Raw genomic sequence first — 23,766 nt, 5'->3', positions numbered from 1 at the left:
TCAGGGGGTCTGTAGTCGCTGCGTGATGAACATCGCGGCGCGGTCCAGGGCGTGGTCGGCCTCGTCGAGTTGGCCGATGAAGGACTGGAAGACGTGCGGAACGCCGGCGGTGATGTCGAGGATGACGTCGACCTCGGCGTCGCGGGCGCGTTTGGCCAGCCGGACCGAGTCGTCGAGCAACAGTTCGTTCGTGCCGACCTGGAGCAGGATCGGTGGGAAGCCGGTCAGGTCGGCGAGCACGGCGGGTGCCGCAAGCACCTGGTTCGGGTCCTGGCCGGCGAGGTAGAACTCTGCCGTGTGGGCCATGCCCTGCCGGGTGAAGAACGGGTCGATGCCCTCCTTGGTGTCCATCGACTCGCCCGTGCGGGTGTGGTCCAGGCCGGGCGAGAACGCGACAAGCGCGCCCGGCAGAGGTAGCCCGGCGTTTCGGGCGGCGAGGGTGGCGGTCACCGTGAGGCCACCGCCTGCGGAATCGCCTGCGAAGGCGATCGACTCGGCGGCGACGCCGCTGTCGAGCAGGGACCGATACGCCGCGAGGCAGTCCTCGATCGCCGCCGGGAACGGGTTCTCCGGGGCCAGCCGGTAGTCGAGGGAGAAGGCCCGCATTCCGGTCCGCGTGACCAGACTCGCGGTCAGGCCCATCGCGGTGCGCGGAGATCCGAGCGCGAACGAGCCGCCGTGAAAGTACAGGATGGTGCCCGGGCGGGTCTGGCCCTCCGGTTCGACAAGCACTGCCGGACGGCCGCCCAGGGTCAGCTCCGAGGTCCGCACCGGAGGAACCGGGAACGACGCCATGAGCGCGTCGAAGCTCTCGCGCATCGTCTCGACCGGCTCGGGCGCGAAGCCCTTGGGTCCGCCGCCCAGCATGGCGTCGATGGCCGCGCGCTGTTCCCTGCTCATGTCCGATGCCTCCCACGGGCGATAAAGTAGCTGCCGTGGAAGCTAATATACCTGCCGCGGCATCTTTTTCCGGTGCCGGGTCCGTCACACTGGCTCAGGTCTTCAGCGACCTGGTCCGCTGCGAGACGCGGCTCTACAACGCCCTGAACGAGACGTTGCGCCGCAAGCACGGCATCGTGGCTTCGCAGTTCGAGTTTCTGAGCTACCTCCGTGACCATCCTGGTTCGCGGGTCGCCGATCTCGCCGAGTTCTTCGCGATCGGCGTCGGGGCGACCAGCAAGGGCGTGGGCCGGCTCGAAGCCCGAGCCTGGGTTCGGCGCGTGCCGAACCCGGCCGACGGCCGGTCACTGCTTCTGGAGTTGACCCCGCAGGGCGCGGAACTCGTCGACGCCGCCGAAGGCACCTTCCAGGAACACCTGGACACGCACCTCGGTCGGTCGATCGCCCCGGCCCAGGTCGCGGAACTCGGTCACACACTGGCCCGGCTTCGCGCCACCTTGGAACACGGCGGCGTCGGCACGCCTGCCGGCTGACGAGCCTGGTCCGCGCGGGCGGGCGACAGACGCCGGCCGGCCACCCGCCGGCCACCAACCGGGGGCATACTGCGTCGCGTGTTGACCCGATTCGGCTATCTGGACGCACCCGCGCCACTGGCGTTCGCCCACCGTGGCGGTGCCGCCGAGGGCGACGAGAACACCGCCGAGGCGTTCGCCCGCGCCGTCGGGCTCGGCTACCGGTACGTGGAGACCGACGTGCACGCCACCGCGGACGGCGTGGCGGTGATCTTCCACGACCCGACGTTGCGACGGGTCACCGGTGAGGCCGGGCGCATCGCCGAGCTGAGCTGGGCCGACCTCGCCTCGGTACGCGTCGGCGGCGCGGCCGTCGTACCCCGGCTCGACGAGGTGCTGGGCGCCTGGCCGCAGGTCCGCTTCAACATCGACGTGAAGGCCGACGGCGGCGTCGAGCCGACGGTCGCGACGGTGACCCGGGCCGGCGCCGCCGACCGGGTGTTGCTCGCGTCGTTCAGCGACGCCCGCCTGACCCGGCTGCGCGCGCTCACCGACGGACGGGTCGCCACCAGCCTCGGCATGCGCGGGGTCGCCCGGCTGCGGCTCGCGTCCCTGCACGGACGCCCGCTGCGGTTGCCTCCGTCGGTGGTCGCCGCGCAGGTGCCGCCGCGCTACGGGCGGGTGCCGGTGGTGGACCGCCGGTTCCTCGACTACTGCCACCGGCTCGGCCTGCAGGTGCACGTCTGGACGATCGACCAACCCGACCAGATGCACGACTTACTGGATCTCGGTGTGGATGGCATCATGACCGATCACGTCGGCGTGCTGCGCGACGTCTACCGCAGCCGCGGCCACTGGGCCGCCTGAACCGTCGAAGGACCCCCGGATGGCCGAGACCGTGACCCCCACGGTGGACGACACCCCGCCCCCGGCGAGCACCCGCCGCGAGCGCAGGGGCTGGTACATCTACGACTGGGCCAACTCCGCGTTCCAGACCACGGTGATCACCGTGTTCCTCGGCCCGTTCCTGACGACTGTCGCCGAGTTGGCCGCCGGCTGCGAGTTGGGCGCGGACACCTGCGACGGGTACGTGCACCCGCTGGGTATCCGGGTCGCGGCCGGGTCCTACTACCCGTACCTGATCTCGCTGTCGGTGTTCCTCACCGTGTTCGTGCTGCCGGTCATCGGGGCGATCGCCGACCGGTCGGCGCACAAGAAGCGGCTGCTCGGCGGGGCCGCGTTCACCGGTGCCGGCGCGACGATCCTGATGGCCTTCGTCACCGGCGACCGCTACCTGCTCGGCGGGGCGCTGTTCCTGATCGCGAACATCTCCTTCGGCGCGGCGGTCGTCGTGTACCACTCGTTCCTGCCGCAGCTCGGCGGCCCCGACGAACGCGACGGCATCTCCAGCCGCGGCTGGGCGATCGGCTATCTCGGCGGCGGTCTGCTGCTGGCGTTGAACCTCGTCGCGATCACCCTGCTCGACGAGGGGGACAACCCGCAACGCACCCTGGACCTGGCCCGCTGGTCGATCGTGTCCGCCGGGGTGTGGTGGGCGGTGTTCACGCTGGTGCCGCTGCGCTGGATGCGTGAGCACCCCAGCGCGGCGGCCCTGGCCGGCGGTGGTGGCAACGTGGTCACCGACGGGTTCCGGCAGCTCGGCCGCACCATGCGCGAGATCAAGGCGTACCCGTTGACGTTGTTCTTCCTGCTCGCGTTCCTGGTCTACAACGACGGCATTCAGACCGTCATCACCCTGGCCAGCCAGTACGGCACCGAGGAGTTGCGCCTGGAGCAGAGCACCCTGATCATCACGATCCTGCTGGTGCAGTTCCTCGCCTTCGGCGGCGCGCTGAGCCTGGGCGCGCTGGCCCGGCGCATCGGCGCGTGGAAGACCGTGCTGCTCAGCCTGGTGCTCTGGACCGGTGTGATCATCGCCGCGTTCCGGCTGCCCGCCGAGGCGCCGGTGCCGTTCATGATCCTCGGCGCGGGCATCGGCCTGGTCCTCGGCGGCAGCCAGGCGTTGAGCCGGTCACTGTTCAGCCAGCTCATCCCGGTCGGCAAGGAAGGCGAGTACTACGGCTTTTACGAGATCAGCGACAAGGGCACCAGCTGGCTCGGCCCGCTCGCCTTCGGTCTGGTGTTCCAACTCACCGCCTCCTACCGGGTGGGCCTGGTCTCACTGCTGATCTTCTTCGTGGTCGGCTTCCTGCTCCTGGCCGCCGTGCCGATCCGCCGTGCCATCGTCGCCGCCGGCAACACCCCGCCCCGGGTGCTCTGAGCACGCGTCCCGCGCGCGGCAGATCAGCCTCGGCCGATCGGCTAGGCTGCCCGACCGTGACAGACGACGCCGCCACCGCTCCGACCTGCCTGGCTCACCCGTTCCCCGGCCAGCCGCACGCACCGGCCGGGTGCGCGGCCGCGCGCGGGCTCGACGGGCGTCCGGTGCACGCCGCGGCGTTGAAGTTCTTCTGGGGGCCGATGGACTGCGGCAAGTCGACCATGGCGTTGCAGATGAACTACAACCACGCCCGGCAGGGTCGCCGGGGGCTGGTCACCACCCGCATCGACAGGTCGCTGGGCCCGCAGGTCACCACGCGCATCGGCCTGGCCCACGAGGCCATCGAGGTCACCGACGACCTGGACCTGCGGGCCCTGGTCCGCGGGCGGTGGGCCGACGGGGTACGCGTCGACTACCTGATCTGCGACGAGGCGTGCTTCTACACCGTGGAGCACGTCGAGCAGATGGCCGAGTTGGTCGACAGCTACGACGTGGACGTGTTCGCGTTCGGCCTGGCCACCGACTTCCGGTCCTGCCTGTTCCCCGCCGCGCAACGCCTGTTCGAGTTGGCCGACGAGGTGGCCCGCATCCAGGTCGAGGTGCTCTGCTGGTGCGGCCGGGAAGGGCTGCTCAACGCCCGTGTCTTCGACGGGCGGGTGGTCCGCGAGGGCGCGCAGGTCGTCATCGGCGACACCGTCGACACCGCCGAGGTGCGCTACCAGGTGCTCTGCCGCCGGCACTACCGCAGCGGCGACCTCGGCCCCCGCGACTGACCCACCCGCCGGGCCGACACCCGGTCGGCCACGATCACCCCGACCGTGACCAGCAGCGCCGCGCTGGCGGCCACCGCGACCGGGGACCGCAGCGCGACCGCCGCCGGCGACAGGGCGAGCAGCAGCACCGCCGCCGCGAACCGGGCCACCGCCCCGCCGTCGCGCAGCACCAGCTGGTAGGCGGCGTGCCCGGTCAGGAACAGCGCCGGACCGCCCAGCATGACCAGCGCGCCCGCCCAGCCGACAGGTTCACCGGGGGCGTGCAGCAGGCGCTCGTCGCCGACCGCGGTGACGACGATGCCGGCCACCATGACCGGGTGCAGATAGTTGAACACCAGTCGCGAGAGCCCACCGGCGCGCTCACCCGCACCCGCCAACACCGCCATCACGGCCTGTGCCCGGTCGAAATACACCCACCACAGGGCCACCGAGCCCGCGAAGGCGAGCAGGAACGCGGCGATCGTCACCCCGTCCAGCCGCTGCGTCAGCGTCCCCCCGGTGATCAGGATCGACTCCCCCAACGCGATGAGGATGAACGCCTGGCAACGTTCGGCCAGGTGCCCACCCTCCACCTCCCAGTGCTCCGGGGTGCTGCGCCCCAACCCGGGCACCGGAAACCCGGTCGCCAGCCCGATCGAGTCGACGGCGATCACCGCGATCCAGATCACCTCCCGGGCCGGGGTGTCGACCAGCCCGCCGATGACCGCGAGCGTGCCGGTGCCGGCGATCCAGACAACGCACTGGCGGAAGCTGTCGCCGAGCCAGGGCTGACCGCGGATGGCCCACAGGGCGAAGACCGTCCGCCCCACCTGCACCGCCGCGTACGCCCCGGCGAAGAGCAGCCCGTTGTCGCCGAACGCGCCGGGCAGCGCCGCCGCGAGCAGCAGGCTGCCCAGCGTCACCAGCAGAAGGACGGCTCGCACCGGTGCCCGATCCGGGCGCAGCCAATTGCCCGCCCACACGGTGTAGATCCAGACCAACCACACCAGGCCCAGTAGGACCGCGGTCCGTCCAGCGCCCGACCAGTCGAGATCCCTGCTCAGGTAGTGCGACAACTGGGTGATGGTGAAGACGTAGACCAGGTCGAAGAACAACTCGGTGGAGGTGGTCCGCTCCACGCCACGACGCGGGCGTAGCAGATCCGGGTGCAGCGGATGGCCGTCCGATCCGGAGCGGGTCACCGCGCGCCTGCCCGCCGGATCGGGCCGGCGGCCTGCGCATTCCCGGCATCCACGACTACCGACGGTAGAGAAGACGATCGCACCGACGGGCGACAAGCCGGAAATCGACTCCACGCGCTGACCGGCCGCCCCCGTGCTGGGGACGGCCGGCCGTGACGCGGGTGGTTCAGCCCACGCAGACCTGCTGCGCCCTGACGTTCCACGCCGCGGCGAACGCGACGATCTCCCGTCCGGTCGCCTCAGCGGTGTCCAGTGCCGGCTTGGGCAACAACGTCGCCACCGAGCCGGCCCCGGTGAGCCCGGTCAACACCGCGCCGACCCCCGCGGTCTGCGACCCCGCCGGGCAGGCCAGCGTCGTCACGGATTTCGGCGAGGCCGCGTTGAACGCGCTCGTCGCCTCCGTCAACGCCATCGCCGGCAGCGGGGTGCCGCAGAACGCCTGGGTCTGCAACGTGAAGTTGCCCGGCGCGCCGAACACGTACGCGGTGCTCGACACCGAGCCGAGCGCCGAGGTGTACGCCAGTTCGTCGATCGCCACCGCGGCGTTGGCGTTGTCGATCCGGTACCCGCCGCCGAAGGTCTTCTTGCCCGCCGGGCAGACGGCGGTGACACCCACCTTGTCGAGGGCGTTGTTGACCGACGTGGTGGTGACCAGTTGCAGGCCGGCCACCGCCCCGGCCGGGGCGCAGACCGCGAACGCGTCCACCGACCAGGGCACGTTCGTGGCGTTGGCCTCCACCCCGAGCACGGTCACCGTGTGCAGGGTGGCGTCGGCGTAGACCCGGGTCATCAGGACGTCGCCCTGACCGTCGTTGATCCGCCCGCCGGCACCGACGACCTGGTCCGCGCCGTTGCAGGAGATGGGCATGGTCTTGGCGTTCGTCGCGTCCAGGACGCTGGTGGCGGCGACCCGGTACAGGCCGACCGACGCCTGCGCCGGGGTTGTCGGTGCGAGCAGCGTCGTGGCCGCCGCCATGCCGGTCAGCACTGCCAGACCGGCCAGTTTCCGCTTCATCGGATGTTCCCTCCGCACTGCCTCGTCGACTGTCGACGACGGCGTTGCGATCAGACTCCGCACCCTCGTCAGGAGCGCGTCAGCACCGCGGACGCCCACGCCGTACTGACGCCACGATGACGGGCGGCTGCGACAGTGCCGGCGACGTCATCGCGGCGTCACCGGGCTCCGGACGGGGTCCACGAACGGGAGGTCCCATCATGCGTATCCGAGCGGCGGCGCTGGCCGCCCTCCTGGTCAGCGGCGCTCTGATCGGCGTCACCGGTGGCGCGGCGCACGCCGACCCGGACGTCAATCCGTGCGCCGCCACCGACGGCGACCCGATCATGGGCACCGACGGCGACGACATCCTGCACGGCAGCGGCGGACCCGACGAGATCTACGGGCTCGGCGGTGACGACATCATCTACGGCGGCGGTGGCGTCGACACGATCCACGGCGGTGGCGGCGACGACGTCCTGTTCGGTAACGACTGCGGGGACTTCATCGTCGGCGGGGCCGGCGACGATGTGCTGGCCGGCCTCTACGGCGACGACCACCTCTCCGGCGCCAACGGCGCGGACCTGCTGATCGGGGTGGCCGGCGTCACCGTCTGGGGCGTGGTCAGTGACGGCGACAGCCTCGACGGTGGGCCCGGGGAGGACACCTGCGCGGAGGACGACGAGACCAGCAGCGACATGGTCTTCTACTCGTACGTGGACACCAACGACGGCAACGAGAACCTCTACAACTGCTGACCAGCCGTCGCCCGCAGCACGCCCGGGTCCGGGGGCGGTGCGTCGATCGCGCGCATCGCCCCCACCCACCTGTCGAACGCCCGCCGAGCCTCTCCGTGCCGGCCGGCACCGACAAGCGTCGCGACCAGCGCGCGGTGCGCCCACTCGTCGTAGGAGTCGGCGTCGAGCAGCCGGACCAGAGTGGTGGCGGCCCGGTCGGCGTCACCGTCGCGCCGGTATCGGCGGGCCAGTTCACGCAGCGCCCGCAACCACACCGAGCGGGCCTCTTCCCGCAGCCCGTCGGCGCGGAGGGTCACCCGGAGGGCCGGTCACCCACGCTAACCATCCGGTGGCCCGTCGACGCTGGCGTTGTCCGAGAACCGACGCAGTGCCGCCGGGGATCAGGACGGCCCTCGGGCGGCGGACCGTGCCCGCGACCGGTCGGTCACGATGACGGCGACGGTCACCGCCAACGCCAGCGCGGCGCACACCGCGACGGGCAGTCCCAGCCGCACGCAGATCGGCACCAGCGCCAGCAGCACCAGCACGGCGGTGATCCGGCTGGTCGGTGGGCGTCGCCACAGCAACGCCTTGTAGGCGCCGTGCCCGGCGAGGAACAACGCCGGACCACCCAGGGTGAACAGCGCGGCGACAGTGGTGGCCGGCGCGCCGGGCTCCCGCAGCAACAGCTCGTCGCCCGCGGAGGCGACGATCACGCCGGCGACGATCACCGGGTGCAGGTAGTTGAACGCGACCCGGCTCAACGCCCCGGTGCGCTCGCCCGCCCCCGCGATCACCTCGGTCGCGGCCGGGGCCGACCGGGCGAAGTACACCCACCACAGCGCCACCGAACCGGCGAACGCCAGCAGGAACGCCCCGGACGTCACCAGGTCCACGTGTGAGGTGAGGGTACTGCCGGTGACCAGGATCGACTCACCCAACGCGATCAGGACGAACGCCGCGCACCGTTCGGCGAGGTGCCCGCCCTCGACCATCCACCGTTCGGGGCGGCTGCGTCCCCGCCCCGGTAGCGGGTAACCGATCAGCAGGCCGACCACCTCGAGCACGATCACCGCCGCCCACAACGCCTCCCGGGCGACCCCGCTGGCCAGGCCGCCGAGCACCACGAGCACCGACGTCCCGGTGATCCACGGCAGCACCTGCTGGAATCCGGCGACCAGCCACGGGCTGCCCTGCACCGCCCACAACGCGAACAGGGTGCGGCCCACCTGTACGGCCACGTAGACCACCGCGAAGAGCAGGCCGGTCCCGGCGAACGCCTCCGGGATCGCCGCCGACAACGACAGGCTGCCCAACGCCACCCCGATCAGCACCGTGCGCACCGGCCCCTGATCCGGTTGCAACCAGTTGGTCAGCCAGGTGGTGTAGACCCAGACGAACCAGACGAGCGCCAGCAGCAGCGCCGTCCGCGCGGCGCCCCGCCAGTCCGGGTGGGCGATCAGGTAGTGCGACAACTGGGTGATGGTGAAGATGAAGACCAGGTCGAAGAAGAGTTCGGTGGACGTGGTCGGTTGCACCCCCGTGCGCGGGCGCAACAACTGCGGACGTACCGGGGTGGAGGTCGGTGGCTCAGAAGGGGTCACCGCACACCCGCCAGTCCCCGCCCTCGCGGACCACCGGCAGGCGCCGTTCCTCGCTGAGCCCGCCGTCACGGGTCACCTTCACCGTCACCGTGCCGTGCGGTCGTCCGCTGCGGGTGGCGACCGACACGTCGGTGATCTCGTAGTCGGTGACCATCGGCGGCGTCCGCACCCAACTGGTGAAGCCGATCGCGCTCCACCGGCTGCGCGCGTCCGCGCAGAGCCGCTCGTACGCCTGGTCGCTGTCGCCCAGGGCGACCTCGCTGAGAAAGTCGTCAGCGGTTTCCCGGATCGGGCCGGCGGCCTGGCGGACGGTCTGCAGGTTCCAGGCGGCCACCCCGGCCACGCCGACGCAGCACAGCGCCACACCGAACCCGGCGAACGCCAGCCCGGTGCGCATCGGGCGGTTGCGCCGGGCCGGTCGGCTCCACGGCTGGCCGGCACCCACGACTACCGACCGTAGAGAACGCCATCGCACTGAAGTGCGACAAGTCGGAAATCGGGCGTACCTGGGTCGGTGGGACTGCCCTGTTCGGAGCGGCCACGGATCGTCTACCGTCGGCGCACGTCCCCGAGCAGTGCCAGGAGTCGATCGATGAGCCGCTTCGTGCAGCCGGTGCCACCTCCCGTCGACCCGTACGCCGGTGACGGCCTGCTGCGCTCCTGGCTGGAGCGCCACCTGGGTCCGGACGGGCACGCCGCCGCGAAGGGACGCCTCGCCGACCTGGCCGCCGACGTCAGCGGGCCGCTGCGCGCGGCGCACGCCGACGCGGAGGCGCACCCGCCGACCCTGGTCCGCTACGACCCGTGGGGTGCCCGGATCGACCGGATCGACACCTCCGCCGGCTGGCAGGCGCAGCGCGCCGCCGCCGCCCGACACGCCGTGGTCGCGCTGCCCTACCTGACCGACGCGCGCGGCACCTGGGGCGCCGCCGCGCGGGTCGTGCAACACGCCCTGCTACACCTGTACGGGCCGGAGTCGGCGACGTTCTCCTGCCCGGTGGCGATGGCCGACGGGGCGGCGGCGCTGCTGAGCATGCCCGACGTGGACGCCGGGGTGCGCGACGCGTGGCTGCCCCGGTTGATCTCCACGGACCCGGCCACGGCGATCACCAGTGGGCAGTGGATGACCGAGTCGCAGGGCGGCTCCGACCTGGGCCGGTCGAGCACGATCGGCCGACCGGCGGCGGATGGGTCCTGGCGGCTGACCGGGGAGAAGTGGTTCTGCTCGGCCGCCGACGCGGCGATGGCGGTGGCGCTGGCCCGACCGGAGGACGCCGGACGCGGCAGTCGGGTGCTGGCACCGTTCCTGGTCCCCCGCTACGCGGCCGACTCGCCGTTGAGCATCGGCGGGGCGCCGGACGCGCCCGCATCGGGTGTCACCGTGCGCCGCCTCAAGGACAAGCTCGGCACCCGCGCGCTGCCCACCGCCGAGATCGGTCTGCACGACGCGTACGCGCTCCCGCTGGGCGACCCGGCGGTGCCCGGCCTGGTCCGGGCGATGACCCTGGTCGTGGTGACCCGGGTGCACAACGCCGCCGCGGCGGCCGGCGGGATGCGCCGCGGGCTGGACTACGCCCGCGCGTACGCCGACGTGCGGCACGTCGCCGGCGGGCCGTTGCTGTCCTCGCCGCTGCACCGGGCCACGCTGGGCACCCTCGCGGTCGACGCGGCGGGCGCGTTCGCCCTCGCCGGGCACGCGTTCGCCCTGCTGGGGCGGGTCGAGGTCGGCGCCGATCCGGAGGCCGTGGCGGAGCTGCGCATCGTGGCGCCGCTGGCGAAGCTGGCCACCGGCCGGCTGGCCGTCAGCTCCGCCAGCGAGTACGTGGAGAGTTTCGGCGGCGCCGGTTACGTGGAGGACACCGGCGTGCCCCGGCTGCTGCGCGACGCGCAGGTGCTGCCGATCTGGGAGGGCACCACAAACGTGCTGGCCCTGGACGTGCTGCGCGCGTTGACCAGGGAGGACGCCGGGACCCCGGTGCTGGGCCGGCTCGCCGCCGCGGTCGACCTGGCCCGACCGCTGTCGCCGACGCTTGCCGACACCCTGGCCGCCGCCGCCACGGGGCTGGGCGACACGATCACCTCGGTGACCGCCGATCCGGGCGCCGCCGCGGTGCAGGCCGGTGCCCGTGGTCTGGCGCTACGCCTGGCGTATGCGCTGACCACCGCGTTGCTCATCGAGCACGCCGCGTGGGGTGACGAGCAGGCCGAGCTGGCGGCCCGGCTGTGGGCGCGGCGCTGGCTGCGGCACGAGGAGATCGCTGAGGACGCCCACCACCACCTGGAGTTGCTCTGCTGACCGGCCGGAGCGAGCACACGGACGGGCACCCGTGTCGGTGCTGATCGAGCTGGGCGACGACCGGGGTGCGCCCCGAGACGACGACAGACCCCCGCCGACGGTGTCGCGGGGTCGGCGGGTGGCGCTGCTGGTGGTGGCGTGCGCCCTGCTCGGCGGGGCCGCCGAGCCCGCGTACCTGACACCTGAGCTGGGACCGGCGACGCCCGCCGGCGCGACCGTGCTCGGTGCGGGGCCGCTGCTTCTGGTCGTCGACCCCGGCCCGGACCCGCCGACGATGAGTGCCTACGACGCGGCCGCGCCACGTCGCCCGGCGCGGTGGCGGGTCGCGGTGCCGCCGGGCTCCGGGTGGTCCGCCGAAACAGTCGGTGACGTGGTGCTGGTCGCCGAACGCGACCAGGTACGCGGGACGCGAGTGACCACCGCCCGGTCGATCCGCACGGGCCAGGTGGTGTGGCGACGACCCGAGCGGGTGTACGCGGCCGGCGACGTGGCGGTCGCGGTGAGCGAGGTACGCAGTGCCTCCGAGCCGGGTCGCCGGATCGAGGGCGGCGTGCACGGGGTCGATCCGGCCACGGGCGTCAATCGTTGGTCGGTGCCGGTGCCCTCCACGGCCGTCCTGCGGGTGCTGCCCGACGTACCCGGGCGGTTGCTGCTGGTCCAGGACGACGGGCTGGCCCGGCTGCTCGACATCCGCGACGGCGCCGACCGGGGGCGGGGGCGACTTCCGCCGGCCGACTACGGCCCGGACAACCCGCAGGTCGTTGGCGCGCACCTGGTGCTGCGGCATCCGAGCGGCAGCGGAGGGTCGGCGCTGACCGGTTACGACCTGCCCGGGCTGACGCCGCGCTGGCAGGTGGCGGCCGAGCCGGGCGAGTTGACCCTGCGGCCCTGCCAGGGTCTGATCTGCGGGCAGGACGAGCAGGGCCGCTGGGCCATCGACGCGGGCACCGGCGCGCGGCGGTGGACGTGGCCGGGCGGGGCGCGTTGGCACACCGTCGCGGGCGCTCGGGTCGCCGGCGAGTCGTTGGTGCTGCTGGGCTTGGCCTCGGACGGCCGGCGCGTCCTGGTCGCGACGGTGGGCGCGGACGGTCACCGGGTGATCGCGGTGCTTCCGGCCGGGCTGAGCGGCTGCCGGCGGGTCGGCGCCCGGCTCATCTGCGGCGACGGCACCCGCGTGACGCTCTGGCCGCTCGGTGTCCCCTGACCCGACCGCGTCCGCGGGTCGGCGCTCAGCGCAGCGGGCCTCGGGCGACGGCGGCGCGCATCGTGCCCGGGTCGTCGACCGGGATGAACTCCAACCACCAGGTGGCGCCGGCTGCCGCGAGGTCACCGAGGTACGCCCGTTCGGCGCGTTCGTCGGATCGGCGTCGCCGGCCACCGATCGCCACGTCGAACGGTTGACCGTCGGCGCGGGTCGCGGGCAGGGCGCTGACCAGGTCGTGGACCTCGTCGGGGGTGAAGTCGGACCACCCGTCGGTGTCGGTGAGCTTGTACGGCACGATGCCGTCGGCGCGGGCCGCCCGGCGGCGCACCGCCCCGGCCTGGGTGCTGCCGCCGACCCAGACCGGCACCCGGGGCGACTGCACCGGCGGTGGTCGGAGCGCGACGCCGTCGGCGCGGTAGTGGGTGCCGTGGTGGTCGACCCGCTCGCCGCTGAGCAGCCCGGTCAGCAGGTCGAGGCCCTCGTCGAGCATCGCGGCGCGCACGGACACCTCGGTCTGCTCGCCGAACGCCGCCATCCCCCGGTCAGCGGGGTCGCCGACGCCGACCGCCACGGTGGCGCGGCCCGCGCTGAGGTGGTCGAGGGTGAGGACCTCCCGCGCCAGCTTCGCCGGGCGGCGTCGGGGCAGCGCGGTGACCGTGGTGCCCAGCCGCACCCGGTCGGTGCGGCCGGCGATCGCGGTGAGCACCAGCCACGGGTCGTAGGTGGACGGGTCGTCGCCGGAGTAGTAGATCAGGTAGTCCTCCAGGAACACGCCGTCCCAACCGGCGCGCTCGGCGAGCTCACCCAGCTCGACCAGGGTGGACACCGCGACGGCGGCGCCGCCGCAGGAGATTTCCAGACCGTGTCTCATCGGTCGACCGTAGGACGGGGGTACGACGTCAGCTGCGGCGGCGGGACCGGGCCGCCCACACCACGTAGGCCGGGTCGCGGTCGAGGTTGTGCCGGTCGCGGTCGTAGCGGCGGGTGGTGCGCGGGTCGGCGTGGCCCATCGCGTCCTGCACGTCCTCCAGCGGCACCCCCTCGGAGCGGGCGGTGGTGGCGAAGGCGTGCCGCAGTGAGTGCGGGGACAGCTTCGCCCAGGCCGGGATACCGGCGGCGCGGGCGAGGCGGCGGACCATCCGGAACACCGAGTGCCGGTCCAGCCGGGCGCCGCTGGCGGTGACCAGCAGCGGCCCGGTGAGCTGTGGCACGGGCACGCCGGTGGCGGCGGCCCGCTGGGCCAGGTAGGCGTCCACGGCGTACCCGCTGCCGGGGGTGAGGGCCCGGCGGCGCTGCTTGCCGCCCTTGCCGACGAAGCGCACGCTGCGGTGGCCGCGTTCGGTGCCGAGGTCGGTCAGGTCCAGCGAGATCAGCTCGCCGACCCGCAGGCCCAGGTCGGCGAGGAGCGCGATCGCCGCCCGGTTGCGCAGGGCGGTCGGGCCGGTGTCCGCGTCGGCGGCGGCGAGCAGGGCGTCCACCTCCTCCGGGCTGAGCCCGAGGGTGGCGGAGTGGTCGCGGTCGACGCGGGGCCGGTCCGCGCCGGAGACCGGGTTGGCCGGCACCGCGCCCAGCTTCACCAGGAAGTCGTACCAACTGGACAGCGCGGAGAGTCGTCGCGCTACGGTCGCCGGGGTCAGCGGTCGGCCGCTGCGGGCGGCGAGGGTGGACTCCAACGCCCGGGCGTAGTCGTTGACGTGCAGGAACGTGGCGCGCAGCGGGTCGAGGTCGCGGCCGGCGCACCAGGTGAGCCAGCCGGTGACGTCGCGTCGGTACGCGTCGCGGGTGTGCTCGGACAACCGCCGGTTACGCAGCCACGCCTCGGTGACCTCGACCGGTCCACTCGGCAGCGCGGGTGGCGCGGACGGGCGGGCCAGCACCGGAGCGTCGGAGAACACCATGTGAAAAAGGTTCTCAGCCTCGGGTGGGATCAGCGCGCAGGCGCGCCGATCCCACCCGACACCGTGCTCATGCGTTGATCTGCCGACGCCCGTCGCCGTTGGCGGTGATGGTCACGCGGCGGGGCTTGGCGCGCTCGGCGACCGGGATGCGCAACGTCAGCACCCCGTGCTCGTACCCGGCTTCCAGCTTGTCGCTGTCCAGGGTGTCGCCCAGGAACAGCTGCCGGGTGAAGGTGCCCATCGGGCGTTCGGCGGCGACCAGCTCGACGCCGTCGCCGCTGGGTCGGCGACGCTCGGCGCGGACGGTGAGCACGTTGCGCTCGACGGTGCAGTCGATGGTGTCCGGGTCGACGCCGGGCAGGTCGAACGCCGCGTAGAAGTGGTCGCCGTCGCGGTAGGCGTCCAGGTGCATCATCGCGGGACGGGCTGCCGTACCGAAGAACTGCTCGGCGAGCCGGTCGATCTCGCGGAACGGGTCGGTACGCATCAACATGGTCATGCCTCCTCGGTTCTCCTGGCCGAAGGTGATGAGTTGAGCCAGGGCGACTCAACTTCCTCTTCTTATTTAGCGCATCCCCCGACCGGACGTCAACCGCTCAGCGCAGCCGCTTCTCGAACCAGTGCTCGGCGTAGGGGTCCTGCGAGTACGCCGGGATCTCGACGTAGCCGTGCCGGGCGTACAGGGCGCGGGCCTCGACCAGGTCGGCGCGGGTGTCGAGCCGTATCACGTCCGTCCCGGCCGCCCGGGTCCGCTGCTCGACGGCGGTCAGCAGTGCGGCACCGCCACCGGCGCCGCGGTGCGCGGGGCGGACGAACACCCGGGTCAGCTCGGCCCAGCCCGCATGCCAGCGCAGCCGGCCAGGTCGGCGCCGTGGTGGGCGAGCACCAGCAACCCGCTCGGGTGGGCCAGGTCATCGCCGGGCATCTCGGCGAGCGACTTGTCGACCTCGCCGGGCAGCGCCGGGCGGCGGTGGTGGCGCACCACCATCTCGGTCATGTACTCGCGCAGCAGCAGCACCGCGTCGGGTTGGTCGGGTCGGCTGACGCTCGTCGTCCAGGTCGGTCCGGTGGTGGTCACCAGTCGATCATCAGCGCCCGGTCAATCGTTTATCGAGGTGGTCAGCGGCGGCGTGCCGGCAGCAGGGCGATCAGGGGCACCGCCACGGCCAGGTGCGTCGCGCCGAGGGTCAGCTTGGCCCCGCCGGTGGCCTCGACGCCGAACAGGGGGACGAGGGACACCGCCGTGACCACCACGGCGAGGGAGATCCAGACCGGCCGGGCGACCTTTGGGGCGAACCGCTCCAGCAGGGCCAGCGCCGCCCAGCCGAGCAGGGCGGCGCCCAGGGCGACCACGACGATTTCCCCCGCCCCGATGTCGATGGCGGGTTGACCCGGGCTCTCCACCGTGAAGTCGACGCCGGCCAGTGCGCCGATCGCCCAGACGGCCAGGGCGGCCACCACGGCGGCGGCGACGCCGAGGGCGCGGCGGCGCAGAGTCGAGGTGGTGGGGGTCGTGACGGCGGTAGCGCTCATGACGGCTCCTCGTTCAGGGGAAACGAACGAGTACGACCGTAGCAGATAGTCTTGTTCGGAACTATCTCTATCGGAACTAACAGGTGGAGCGGCCACCCGGCGCGTACGGGGAGGTAGTGGCCAGCGGGCCGCTCACCAACGCCAGCAGGGCGCGCAGAAACGCCTCCCGGTCCTGCTCGGGCAGGGTCGCGAGCAGGTCGTCCTGAATGCGCCGGACCACCTGCTGCGCCCGTTGCAGGACCTGCTCCCCCGCCGGAGTCACCACGACCAGCCGGGCTCGCCGATCCGTCGGCGCCGGTCGGCGCTCGGCCAGCCCGGTCCGCTCCAACTGGTCGAGCGTGACGACCATCGTGGTCTTGTCCACGCCACACCGCTCGCCGATCTCGCGCTGGGTCAGCTCGCCGGTGCGGGCCTGCGCCAGCACGTAGTGCGCCCGCGGCGAGATACCCAACTCGGCCAGCCCCGCGGCATGCTCGGTCTGCAACGCGTGACTCGCCCAGGAGAGCAGGAACAACAGGTCCGGTGGGCCGTCGGCGGGCGTGCAGGAGGTCATGCGCCGAGGCTAGCAAGATGCTCCGCGACCAGACGGTTTGCGCCGTGGACGATCAGGGCCGCTGGTAGATGCCGTGCTCCCGGGTGAGCAACTGCTCGTCAATCAGATACCGACGTAGCGTGGCGTGGTCCGACCCGCCCGCCGCGCACCACGCCTTGAGCACCTCGTCGACGGCCCGCTCCGGATAGCGGGTGCCCGGCTCGAACGACCGCTCGGCGATGTGCGTGAGCAGGACGCGCCGCCGTTTCGGCTGCGCCGGCAGGCCCACCAGGACGTCTCCGCGTAGGAAGGTGCGCAGCACCGGATCGGCGGCCGGGTCGGTGTCGGCGGCCGGGCGGCTGTCGCGGGCGGCCGCCCGCAGCGACGCCTCGTCGGCCGCGAGCGCGCCGTCCGCGCCGGCGACAAGGCCCGCGTCGGTGAGCCGACGAACCCCGGTGAGCACGACCCGCACCGGCAGGCCGGTGCGCTCGGCGACCTGCGCCGCGCTGGTCGCCCCCAGCACGATCGCCGCGAAGATCCGTCGTCGTCCGTCGTCGGCCAGCGTCCCGGCCAGAGCATGCGCAGTCACGCCGGTCACCCTCGCATCAGCGGTACGCGCACCGCCAGGCGTTTTCCGGCCGATCGGATGGCCGAAGGCGATGATCGGCTATTTCCATGTGCGACGGGCACCCTCCCACGCCTAGGAAGAAGGCATGACCAACGAGCGGACCGTTCCCCTGCTGCCGTGCGCATCCATCGACGACATCGAGAACTTCTACGGAGTTCTCGGTTTCCGCACGACGTACAAGCAACGCAAGCCCAACGCGTGTGTGGGGGTGCAGCGCGAAGACCTGCATCTGCAGTTCTTCGAGATCACCGGATTCGACCCGGAGCAGTCCTATGGCTCCTGCCTCGTCATCACCGCCGACATCGAGGGACTACACCGGGCATTCGCGGCCGGCATGCGCGCCGCGTACGGCAAGGTACTGGTGTCCGGAACGCCGCGGATGACCCGACCCAGGGCGCGGAAGAACGCCGACGGGTTGGGCGGATTCAGCGTCATCGACCCGGGCGGCAACTGGATCCGCGTCTTCCGGGACGCCGCCACCGCGCCCCTGCCGGCCGCCACGACTGCCGGGCGGCTGGCCAAGGCCCTGGCGAATGCTGTCGTACAGGCCGATTCCAGGGGAAGCGTGGGACAGGCCGTTCGGATCCTCGACAGCGCGTTGGCCCGCCCGCAGGCCGACGACGACCCGGTCGAGCAGGTAGAGGTCCTGGTCTACCGCGCCGAACTCGCACTGGTGCTGCACGATCCATCGACCGCGACCGAGATGCTGACCCGCGCCCAGTCCGTCACGCTCACCGAAGACGAATCCGAACGGGCGGCACCGGCGTTCGACAACGCCACCGAACTCGCAGCAGCACTGCGGTGACTCACCATGCGAACGCCAGCCGGCCGACGGCTCCCGCCGGGCGGCTCAGTCGGCCGCGGGCTGCTCGGCGACGAGCAGCACCCGGCGCAGCAGGTCGGCGAGGTGTCGCCGCTCGGTCGTCGTGAGCGCGCCGAGCAACCGGTGCTCCTCCGCGCCCTGGATCTCCATCGCCCCGCGCCACGCCGCCCGCCCCGCGTCGGTGAGTTCCACGTCCACCCGCCGACGGTCGACCGTGGACGGGATGCGGCGCACGAAGCCCCGCCGCAGCAGGGCGTCCACCCGCGCGGTGATCGAGGCGGGAGCCATCGCGAGATCCGTGGCGAGGTCCGAGGGCGCCGCCCGGCCCCGGCGGCCGGCCAGGGCCTGCAGGGTGTCGTACTCATGGACCGACAGGTCGAAATCGGCCAGGACCCGCTCCTTCACCGAACGCAGGTGCCGGGTCAGCTTGATCATCCTGGTCACCGCGCCCTCGACGTCGGCATCGAGGTGCGGCACCACCGGCAGCCACCGCTCGATGTGGCTGTCGACGGTGTCGGGAGTCGTGGTCACGGCCCTAGTTTACCTCAACGTCGAAATATTCGTTGTCGAAAGGTTCGACCTCGAAGTATGTTGCCGGTATGACCCACCCCCTGCGTACCCGCTCGTTCCGGTTGCTGTTCCTGGGCCGGACCGTCTCCGCCGTCGGCGACGCGGTGGTGCCCGCCGCGCTGGCCCTGGCCGTGCTGCGGGCCACCGGCTCCACCGGCGCGCTGGCCGTCGTCCTGGCCGCGGCGATGGTCCCCCGGCTGCTGCTGTTGCCACTCGGTGGTGTCGTCGCCGACCGGTTCGACGCCCGACGGGTCGCGTTGCTGGCCGACCTGGTCCGCTGCGCCACCCAGCTCGCGGTCGGCGTGGAGCTGCTCGGGGGTAATCCGTCACTGACCACAGTCGTCATCGCGTCCGCCCTCGGCGGCACCGCGTCGGCGTTCGCGATACCGACCGCGTCTCCGCTGGTCGCCGGCACCGTCGAACCTGCCAGCCGGCAGCGGGCCAACGCCCTGATGGGGATCACCGCCAACGCCAGTCGCCTCGCCGGCCCGGCGCTGGCCGGCGCGCTGGTCTGGGCCGCCGGCCCCGGCTGGGCGTTCATCCTCGACGGCGCGTCGTTCGCGCTCAGCGCGGCACTGCTCGCGCTGGTGCGGATCCGCCACGTGCCGGTGCCCCACCGGTCCGTACTCGCCGACCTGCGCCACGGCTTCGGGGAGGTCCGCGCCCGGGACTGGTTCTGGACCAGTCTGCTCGGGCACGGCGTGTGGAACGGCGCCGCCGCCGTACTGATGACCCTCGGGCCGGCCGTCGCCATCGACCGCCTCGGCGGCGAGACGACCTGGGTGCTGCTGTTGCAGGCCGGCGCGATCGGCATGCTCACCGGCTCACTGCTGGCCGGGCGGGTCCGCCTACGGCGACCGGTGTTGCTGGCCAACCTCGCGTTGGCCAGCTACGCCGCGCCGCTGATCCTGCTCGCCGTCGCCGCGCCCGCCCCGGCGGTGATCGCCACGTACGCCGTGGCGCTGAGCGCCCTCGGCTACTTCAACCCGGTCTGGGAGACCGTCGTGCAGCACCACTTCCCGCCGGAGGTCTTGGCCCGCGTCACCTCCTACGACTGGCTGGTGTCGCTGGGCGCCATGCCGCTGGGGTACGCGCTGGCGCCACTGGCCGCCGACGCGTTCGGCGCACCCGTCCCGCTGGCCGTCGCCGGCCTGCTGGTCCTCGTCTCCTGCGCGGGCACCGCACTCGTCCCCGGCGTACGCCGACTCACCTGGCCGACCACCCCGCAGCCGCGAGCGGCCGGACCCGCCGGCGTTCGGTGAGCCAGACCGTGCGCGCCCACGAAGCAGGCTCCCGCCCAGCGCCGGGAGCCTGCGAGCGGGGTGGTCGGTCAGCCGGCGTCGCGGGTCATCGCGACGCGAATACGCTGCATTAATCGCGCGCTCTGCGACGCCGGTATGGCTAGCCTCACCCAGAGGCTGGTCGGGAAACGGCACATCCATGAGTCGGAGGATTCTCGATGTCAGGCGCAGCGACCGGCGGCGACTCGCTGCGTCCCACCCAACTGCTTCGCCGCAGTCGGCCCTTTCGCAATCTCTTCTCGGCCCGGCTCGTCTCGTACGCCGGCGACTCGCTCAGCCTCGTCGCGCTCATGTTGCACGTCAGCGAGACGACGGGGAAGGCGCTGGCCGTCTCCCTCCTGCTGCTTGTCGGAGACCTCGCGCCCTCGATGTTGGGTCCCTTCAGCGGCGCGCTCGTCGACCGACTCAACCTCCGCCGGCTGATGGTCGTCTGCGAACTCGTCCAGGCCGCGGTCCTGCTGGTGATCGTGGTGACGCTGCCCCCGCTGCCGGTGCTGCTGGCCCTCGTCGCGATCCGCGCCACCGCCTCGCAGATCTTCCAACCGGCGTCGCGGGCGGCGGTGCCCGCACTGGTCGCCGACCGTGACCTGGAGACCGCCAACTCCACAGTCGGGTTCGGCTCGAACGCGGCGGAGGCGGCCGGCCCGCTCCTCGCCGCGGCCCTGTTCCCGCTGGTCGGAGTGCGTGGGCTGCTGCTCGTCGACGCGGTGACGTTCCTCGTCTCAGCCGTCCTGCTCGTGACTCTCCCGTCGCTTCCGGCGGTGACCCCCGAGGGGCGCCAGCCGTCGCTCCTGCGCCAGGCCAGATCGGGAATCGGCTATCTGCTGAGCGTTCCGACGGTGCGGGTGATCTTCCTGGGCTTCACCGCGGTGGTCGCCTTCAACGGGGTCGACGACGTGGCACTGCTGGTGTTGGCCCGGGACACCTTCGAGGTGGGCAACTCCGCGTTCGGGTTGCTGCTGGGCGCGGTCGGCATCGGACTCGTCGCCGGGTACGCCGTGTTGTCCCGGTGGGGCACCCGGGCGTCGATGGCGCTGCTGCTGATCGTGGGCTTCGGGGTCAGCAGTCTCGGAAACCTGCTCACCGGGCTCGCCTGGGCCGTCGCCGCCGCGATCGCGCTCCAGGGGGTCCGGGGGCTCGGACTGGCGGCCATGGACGTCGCCTCCAGCACGCTGCTGCAACGGACGGTCCCCGCGGGCATGCTCGGCCGGGTCTTCGGCAACCTGTACGGCGCGATCGGGGTCGCCGCGGCGGCGTCCTACCTGGCCGGTGGCCTGCTGCTGGACCTCACGTCCGCTCCGGTGACCCTGGTGATCGCGGGTGTCGGCGGCCTGGTGGCCACCGGCATCGTCGCCCTGCGACTGCCACGGGCGATGCGACGCGATGATGGTGCGACGCCGACGACGCGGAGTTCCGGCGCTCCGGAATGAGGGGCCTCGGCCGCTCGACTGGCGCAGAGCGGGGCGCACCGGCCATCGCCGGTACGCCCCGCCGCGAGGGGGTCGGTGTGTCAGCTCGCGGGCCCGATGTTCATCACGTACTGGCCCTCCATGTTTCCGGGCGGCGAGAAGTTGGCCACGATGAAGGTCTCCCACCACTTCGTGCCCTGGCCGGCGACCCGCCCCACACCCAGCTTGGTGGTGGTCTTCCACACCAGTGCGGTGAAGTGCCCGATCGGCTTCGTGGGGTCGATGGGTTCGCCCGTGGCGAAGTTGTAGTTGCTGTTCTCGGCGTACCAATTCTCCACCGCGGCAGTTCCCGAACCCGCCGTGGGGCCGGTCGAGGCGCCCGCCCACGACGCGTTCTCACCGGTGTCCGGTCGCAGGCCCTCGTGGGTGAGCTTGGTGCTCTCGGCCATGAAGGACGCCCTCGACTTCGAATACTCCACGAGTTCCGGGTCGAGGGTGAGCAGCGACGATCCGTGCCGTGCCCGCAGTTGGTTGACCTTGGTCAGCACCTCCTGCAGGAACTCGTCGTTGGTTCGATCAGCGAATCCAGCTCGCATGATGTGACACCCTTCTGCTGAAGACGAACGGCGGAAGATCTACCCCCATGGCGGGCGGCTCGGCCCCGGAGGGCTCACACAGCGGGCCGGACAGCCATCGGCAGCCTTCCATCCGCCAACGCGAAAAGACCGTCACTTAAAGTGACGCATCAATGACAGAGGCGCTAACACTGGACTCGCCGATGAGTCGGCGAGGAGAGGTTGGGGCGAATCCCCAGGTGACCCCGGGTAGGCGGGCGTGGACGCAGCGTCAGCGACAGGTCGTGCCAGCCGGGCATGACATCAGCGGCGTGCCAGAGAAATTTCTACTCTCTGGCACAACGGCAATTTCGCACCCAGCGGCACGGTGCGGCTTCCCGCCGCCGGCCAACGGGAGGTCCGGTTGTTGCTGGCCGCCGAGGCTCCCGGCGGGCGCGGCGGCGTCACTCGCCGGTCGGACCCCCGGCGAGTTCGGCGACCACGTCGAGGTGACCGAGGTGGCGGGCGTACTCCTGGACCAGGTGGAACAGCACCCGCTCCAGCGACGCCGGGTCCGCGCCGTTCCACCGCGGCCCCGGCGCGCCGATCTCCGCCAGGTCGTGCGCCGTCACCACCGCCGTGGTGTGCGCGCCCTGCGTCCGCAGCGCCGCCACCAGGTCCTCCCGCGTCTCGTCGGGGGCGACGTACCAGCGGTCCTCACGGCGGTCGCCCCACGGCTGCGCGACGTCCCGGCCCTGGAACCCCCACTCGATCCAGCGCCGCTCGACGTGGCGCAGATGCGTGAGCAGCTCCAGCGGGGTCCACCCGGACGGCAACCGGCTGCGCCGCAACTCCGGCTCGGCCAACGCGGACACCTTGGCCACCAAGGTCTCGCGGAAGTAGTCCAGGTAGCGCAGGAAGACCTCGGTGCGGCTGCCGGCCGGTTCGGTCGGCTCGGGAAAGGCAGTCACGACCCGGTGGGCAGGTCGCGGGCGCGCTGTCGCACACCCGCCCCGCCGTACGGGTAGTCACCCACCAGCGGGGCGCTCGCCTCGTCCAGTGACCGCATCTGCTCGGCGTCGAGGACCAGGTCCGCGGCGGTGAGGTTGTCGTCGAGCTGCTCGGTGGTACGCGCGCCGAGGATCACCGAGGTGACCGCCGGGCGGGCCGCCAGCCAGGCCAACGCCACCGCCGACATGGACACGCCCCGTTCGTCGGCGACCCGGCGCACCGCGTCGAGCACCCGCCAGGTGCGCTCCTCGGCGTTGCGACCGGCGTACGCCTCGACGCCGCGCTGCGGGTTCTCACCGAGTCGGGTCGCGCCGGTGGGCGTGTTGTCGCGCTGGTACTTGCCGGTCAGCCAGCCGCCGCCCAGCGGCGACCACGGCAGGATGCCGATGCCCTCGTTCTCGCAGACCGGCACCAGTTCGAACTCGATCTCCCGGGCCAACAGGTTGTACTGCGGTTGCAGGGACACGATCGGGGTGAGGTTGAGGTGCTGGGTGAGCAGGGCCGCCTTCTGCAACTGCCAACCGGTGAAGTTGCTGACCCCCGCGTAGCGGATCTTGCCCGCGCGCACCGCGTCGTCGAAGAACCGCAGCGTCTCCGGCAGGGGGGTCAGCGGATCCCAGGCGTGCGCCTGGTACAGGTCGACGGCCTCGACACCGAGCCGCCGCAGGCTGGCGTCCAGGGCGCGGGTGAGGTGCACCCGGGACAGGCCGGCGTCGTTCGCGCCCGGACCCATCGGGAACCGGCCCTTGGTGGCGATCACCAGTCGGTCCCGCACGTCGGGCCGCGTCCGCAGCCAGCGTCCCACGATGTCCTCGGAGACACCCGCGGAGTAGACGTCGGCGGTGTCGAGGAACGTGCCCCCGGCCTCGACGAACCTGTCGAGTTGAGCGAAGCTGCCGGCCTCGTCGGTCTCCGCCCCGAACGTCATCGTGCCCAGACACAGGGTCGACACCACCGTGCCGGTGCTGCCCAGAGTGCGGTAGCGCATATCGTCCTTTCGGTCCGAGTGACAAAGCCGATCTTCG

The 23,766-nt window shown here is 72.3% G+C and carries 28 protein-coding genes; 10 read left to right on the top strand and 18 right to left on the bottom strand.

Annotated features, from left to right (window positions below):
- On the bottom strand, positions 1 to 900 hold the full coding sequence (locus tag AB0O48_RS28925) for an alpha/beta hydrolase (protein ID WP_365069248.1): 900 nt from the start codon (positions 898 to 900) through the stop codon (positions 1 to 3).
- Between the two features lie 35 nt (positions 901 to 935).
- Here AB0O48_RS28925 and AB0O48_RS28920 point away from each other — a divergent pair, with 35 nt between their 5' ends.
- The 4 genes from AB0O48_RS28920 to AB0O48_RS28905 all read left to right on the top strand — a co-directional run bounded on the left by AB0O48_RS28920 (position 936) and on the right by AB0O48_RS28905 (position 4,466).
- Positions 936 to 1,433, top strand: coding sequence for a MarR family transcriptional regulator (locus AB0O48_RS28920; RefSeq protein ID WP_365069247.1), 498 nt, complete (start codon positions 936 to 938; stop codon positions 1,431 to 1,433).
- A gap of 78 nt (positions 1,434 to 1,511) precedes the next feature.
- Positions 1,512 to 2,279, top strand: a complete 768-nt coding sequence (locus AB0O48_RS28915; RefSeq protein WP_357249308.1) for a glycerophosphodiester phosphodiesterase — start codon at positions 1,512 to 1,514, stop codon at positions 2,277 to 2,279.
- A 19-nt stretch (positions 2,280 to 2,298) separates the two neighbouring features.
- The gene (locus AB0O48_RS28910; RefSeq protein ID WP_357249311.1) at positions 2,299 to 3,693 is read left to right on the top strand and encodes an MFS transporter; all 1,395 of its coding nucleotides are present in this window, start codon (positions 2,299 to 2,301) and stop codon (positions 3,691 to 3,693) included.
- Positions 3,694 to 3,857: 164 nt separating this feature from the next.
- Entirely contained in the window at positions 3,858 to 4,466 is a 609-nt protein-coding gene (locus AB0O48_RS28905) for a thymidine kinase (protein WP_357249671.1), read from the top strand.
- Here AB0O48_RS28905 and AB0O48_RS28900 read toward each other — a convergent pair.
- Positions 4,433 to 5,647 (bottom strand): low temperature requirement protein A, encoded by a 1,215-nt coding sequence (locus tag AB0O48_RS28900; protein WP_365069246.1) that lies wholly within the window; start codon positions 5,645 to 5,647, stop codon positions 4,433 to 4,435. The two genes, AB0O48_RS28905 and AB0O48_RS28900, sit on opposite strands and share 34 nt — an antisense overlap.
- A gap of 166 nt (positions 5,648 to 5,813) precedes the next feature.
- Positions 5,814 to 6,662: a hypothetical protein gene (locus tag AB0O48_RS28895; RefSeq protein ID WP_357249317.1), complete on the bottom strand. Its 849-nt coding sequence runs from the start codon at positions 6,660 to 6,662 to the stop codon at positions 5,814 to 5,816.
- Positions 6,663 to 6,862: 200 nt separating this feature from the next.
- Here AB0O48_RS28895 and AB0O48_RS28890 point away from each other — a divergent pair, with 200 nt between their 5' ends.
- Positions 6,863 to 7,399, top strand: a complete 537-nt coding sequence (locus AB0O48_RS28890; protein ID WP_357249320.1) for a hypothetical protein — start codon at positions 6,863 to 6,865, stop codon at positions 7,397 to 7,399.
- Here the strand turns inward: AB0O48_RS28890 and AB0O48_RS28885 are convergent.
- The 3 genes from AB0O48_RS28885 to AB0O48_RS28875 form a co-directional block, all read right to left on the bottom strand.
- Positions 7,387 to 7,695 (bottom strand): bacterial transcriptional activator domain-containing protein, encoded by a 309-nt coding sequence (locus tag AB0O48_RS28885; RefSeq protein ID WP_357249323.1) that lies wholly within the window; start codon positions 7,693 to 7,695, stop codon positions 7,387 to 7,389. The genes AB0O48_RS28890 and AB0O48_RS28885 overlap by 13 nt on opposite strands.
- 84 nt (positions 7,696 to 7,779) lie before the next feature.
- Positions 7,780 to 8,982, bottom strand: a complete 1,203-nt coding sequence (locus AB0O48_RS28880) for a low temperature requirement protein A (protein ID WP_357249326.1) — start codon at positions 8,980 to 8,982, stop codon at positions 7,780 to 7,782.
- Complete coding sequence (locus AB0O48_RS28875; protein WP_357249328.1) at positions 8,969 to 9,427, bottom strand: hypothetical protein; 459 nt, start codon at positions 9,425 to 9,427, stop codon at positions 8,969 to 8,971. The genes AB0O48_RS28880 and AB0O48_RS28875 overlap by 14 nt, the downstream gene beginning before the upstream one ends.
- A gap of 147 nt (positions 9,428 to 9,574) precedes the next feature.
- On the opposite strand from AB0O48_RS28875, the gene AB0O48_RS28870 reads away from it, so the two are divergent.
- Positions 9,575 to 11,278: an acyl-CoA dehydrogenase family protein gene (locus AB0O48_RS28870; RefSeq protein WP_357249331.1), complete on the top strand. Its 1,704-nt coding sequence runs from the start codon at positions 9,575 to 9,577 to the stop codon at positions 11,276 to 11,278.
- Between the two features lie 31 nt (positions 11,279 to 11,309).
- Entirely contained in the window at positions 11,310 to 12,482 is a 1,173-nt protein-coding gene (locus AB0O48_RS28865; RefSeq protein WP_357249334.1) for a hypothetical protein, read from the top strand.
- 25 nt (positions 12,483 to 12,507) lie between these two features.
- Here AB0O48_RS28865 and AB0O48_RS28860 read toward each other — a convergent pair whose 3' ends face one another.
- From AB0O48_RS28860 to AB0O48_RS28825, 8 genes are all read right to left on the bottom strand, one after another.
- Positions 12,508 to 13,353: an LLM class flavin-dependent oxidoreductase gene (locus tag AB0O48_RS28860; protein ID WP_357249337.1), complete on the bottom strand. Its 846-nt coding sequence runs from the start codon at positions 13,351 to 13,353 to the stop codon at positions 12,508 to 12,510.
- Positions 13,354 to 13,381: 28 nt separating this feature from the next.
- A complete protein-coding gene (locus tag AB0O48_RS28855) occupies positions 13,382 to 14,380 on the bottom strand; it encodes a tyrosine-type recombinase/integrase (protein ID WP_357249340.1) in 999 nt (332 codons plus the stop codon).
- 67 nt (positions 14,381 to 14,447) lie between these two features.
- On the bottom strand, positions 14,448 to 14,873 hold the full coding sequence (locus AB0O48_RS28850) for an Hsp20/alpha crystallin family protein (RefSeq protein ID WP_357249343.1): 426 nt from the start codon (positions 14,871 to 14,873) through the stop codon (positions 14,448 to 14,450).
- 103 nt (positions 14,874 to 14,976) lie between these two features.
- A complete protein-coding gene (locus AB0O48_RS28845) occupies positions 14,977 to 15,198 on the bottom strand; it encodes a GNAT family N-acetyltransferase (protein ID WP_365069245.1) in 222 nt (73 codons plus the stop codon).
- Between the two features lie 5 nt (positions 15,199 to 15,203).
- Complete coding sequence (locus tag AB0O48_RS28840) at positions 15,204 to 15,458, bottom strand: hypothetical protein (protein WP_365069244.1); 255 nt, start codon at positions 15,456 to 15,458, stop codon at positions 15,204 to 15,206.
- 41 nt (positions 15,459 to 15,499) lie between these two features.
- The gene (locus AB0O48_RS28835; protein WP_357249350.1) at positions 15,500 to 15,913 is read right to left on the bottom strand and encodes a DUF6069 family protein; all 414 of its coding nucleotides are present in this window, start codon (positions 15,911 to 15,913) and stop codon (positions 15,500 to 15,502) included.
- 76 nt (positions 15,914 to 15,989) lie between these two features.
- The gene (locus AB0O48_RS28830; RefSeq protein WP_357249353.1) at positions 15,990 to 16,466 is read right to left on the bottom strand and encodes a MarR family transcriptional regulator; all 477 of its coding nucleotides are present in this window, start codon (positions 16,464 to 16,466) and stop codon (positions 15,990 to 15,992) included.
- Between the two features lie 52 nt (positions 16,467 to 16,518).
- On the bottom strand, positions 16,519 to 17,034 hold the full coding sequence (locus AB0O48_RS28825; RefSeq protein ID WP_365069243.1) for a DUF2087 domain-containing protein: 516 nt from the start codon (positions 17,032 to 17,034) through the stop codon (positions 16,519 to 16,521).
- Positions 17,035 to 17,158: 124 nt separating this feature from the next.
- On the opposite strand from AB0O48_RS28825, the gene AB0O48_RS28820 reads away from it, so the two are divergent.
- Positions 17,159 to 17,878 carry a VOC family protein gene (locus AB0O48_RS28820; protein ID WP_357572797.1) on the top strand — a complete coding sequence of 240 codons (720 nt, stop codon included), beginning with the start codon at positions 17,159 to 17,161 and terminating at the stop codon, positions 17,876 to 17,878.
- 45 nt (positions 17,879 to 17,923) lie between these two features.
- Here the strand turns inward: AB0O48_RS28820 and AB0O48_RS28815 are convergent, their stop codons facing one another.
- Complete coding sequence (locus tag AB0O48_RS28815; protein ID WP_357572798.1) at positions 17,924 to 18,427, bottom strand: MarR family transcriptional regulator; 504 nt, start codon at positions 18,425 to 18,427, stop codon at positions 17,924 to 17,926.
- Positions 18,428 to 18,495: 68 nt separating this feature from the next.
- Here AB0O48_RS28815 and AB0O48_RS28810 point away from each other — a divergent pair, with 68 nt between their 5' ends.
- Positions 18,496 to 19,728 carry an MFS transporter gene (locus AB0O48_RS28810; RefSeq protein WP_365069242.1) on the top strand — a complete coding sequence of 411 codons (1,233 nt, stop codon included), beginning with the start codon at positions 18,496 to 18,498 and terminating at the stop codon, positions 19,726 to 19,728.
- 197 nt (positions 19,729 to 19,925) lie between these two features.
- Entirely contained in the window at positions 19,926 to 21,197 is a 1,272-nt protein-coding gene (locus AB0O48_RS28805) for an MFS transporter (protein WP_365069241.1), read from the top strand.
- 80 nt (positions 21,198 to 21,277) lie between these two features.
- Here the strand turns inward: AB0O48_RS28805 and AB0O48_RS28800 are convergent, their stop codons facing one another.
- The 3 genes from AB0O48_RS28800 to AB0O48_RS28790 all read right to left on the bottom strand — a co-directional run bounded on the left by AB0O48_RS28800 (position 21,278) and on the right by AB0O48_RS28790 (position 23,729).
- Positions 21,278 to 21,772, bottom strand: coding sequence for a CAP family protein (locus AB0O48_RS28800; RefSeq protein ID WP_357249371.1), 495 nt, complete (start codon positions 21,770 to 21,772; stop codon positions 21,278 to 21,280).
- Between the two features lie 422 nt (positions 21,773 to 22,194).
- The gene (locus AB0O48_RS28795) at positions 22,195 to 22,701 is read right to left on the bottom strand and encodes a DinB family protein (protein WP_357249374.1); all 507 of its coding nucleotides are present in this window, start codon (positions 22,699 to 22,701) and stop codon (positions 22,195 to 22,197) included.
- Positions 22,698 to 23,729: an aldo/keto reductase gene (locus AB0O48_RS28790; RefSeq protein ID WP_357249377.1), complete on the bottom strand. Its 1,032-nt coding sequence runs from the start codon at positions 23,727 to 23,729 to the stop codon at positions 22,698 to 22,700. The genes AB0O48_RS28795 and AB0O48_RS28790 overlap by 4 nt, the downstream gene beginning before the upstream one ends.
- Positions 23,730 to 23,766 lie beyond the last annotated feature (37 nt).

The sequence above is a fragment of the Micromonospora sp. NPDC085948 genome (assembly GCF_040686315.1).
In the GTDB taxonomy this organism is placed as follows: Bacteria; Actinomycetota; Actinomycetes; order Mycobacteriales; family Micromonosporaceae; genus Micromonospora.
The sequence above is the reverse complement of the archived record's forward strand: the minus strand, read 5'-3'. Positions and strand labels throughout refer to the sequence as shown.

Excerpts from the sequence above, each read along its gene's own strand:
- AB0O48_RS28805 (WP_365069241.1), top strand. The coding sequence starts at position 19,926 with ATGTCAGGCGCAGCGACCGGCGGCGACTCGCTGCGTCCCACCCAACTG.
- AB0O48_RS28790 (WP_357249377.1), bottom strand. The coding sequence starts at position 23,729 with ATGCGCTACCGCACTCTGGGCAGCACCGGCACGGTGGTGTCGACCCTG.
- AB0O48_RS28895 (WP_357249317.1), bottom strand. The coding sequence starts at position 6,662 with ATGAAGCGGAAACTGGCCGGTCTGGCAGTGCTGACCGGCATGGCGGCG.
- AB0O48_RS28925 (WP_365069248.1), bottom strand. The coding sequence starts at position 900 with ATGAGCAGGGAACAGCGCGCGGCCATCGACGCCATGCTGGGCGGCGGA.
- AB0O48_RS28835 (WP_357249350.1), bottom strand. The coding sequence starts at position 15,913 with ATGAGCGCTACCGCCGTCACGACCCCCACCACCTCGACTCTGCGCCGC.
- AB0O48_RS28810 (WP_365069242.1), top strand. The coding sequence starts at position 18,496 with ATGACCCACCCCCTGCGTACCCGCTCGTTCCGGTTGCTGTTCCTGGGC.
- AB0O48_RS28850 (WP_357249343.1), bottom strand. The coding sequence starts at position 14,873 with ATGTTGATGCGTACCGACCCGTTCCGCGAGATCGACCGGCTCGCCGAG.
- AB0O48_RS28860 (WP_357249337.1), bottom strand. The coding sequence starts at position 13,353 with ATGAGACACGGTCTGGAAATCTCCTGCGGCGGCGCCGCCGTCGCGGTG.
- AB0O48_RS28890 (WP_357249320.1), top strand. The coding sequence starts at position 6,863 with ATGCGTATCCGAGCGGCGGCGCTGGCCGCCCTCCTGGTCAGCGGCGCT.
- AB0O48_RS28870 (WP_357249331.1), top strand. The coding sequence starts at position 9,575 with ATGAGCCGCTTCGTGCAGCCGGTGCCACCTCCCGTCGACCCGTACGCC.
- AB0O48_RS28910 (WP_357249311.1), top strand. The coding sequence starts at position 2,299 with ATGGCCGAGACCGTGACCCCCACGGTGGACGACACCCCGCCCCCGGCG.
- AB0O48_RS28855 (WP_357249340.1), bottom strand. The coding sequence starts at position 14,380 with ATGGTGTTCTCCGACGCTCCGGTGCTGGCCCGCCCGTCCGCGCCACCC.
- AB0O48_RS28800 (WP_357249371.1), bottom strand. The coding sequence starts at position 21,772 with ATGCGAGCTGGATTCGCTGATCGAACCAACGACGAGTTCCTGCAGGAG.
- AB0O48_RS28820 (WP_357572797.1), top strand. The coding sequence starts at position 17,159 with ATGACCAACGAGCGGACCGTTCCCCTGCTGCCGTGCGCATCCATCGAC.
- AB0O48_RS28830 (WP_357249353.1), bottom strand. The coding sequence starts at position 16,466 with ATGACCTCCTGCACGCCCGCCGACGGCCCACCGGACCTGTTGTTCCTG.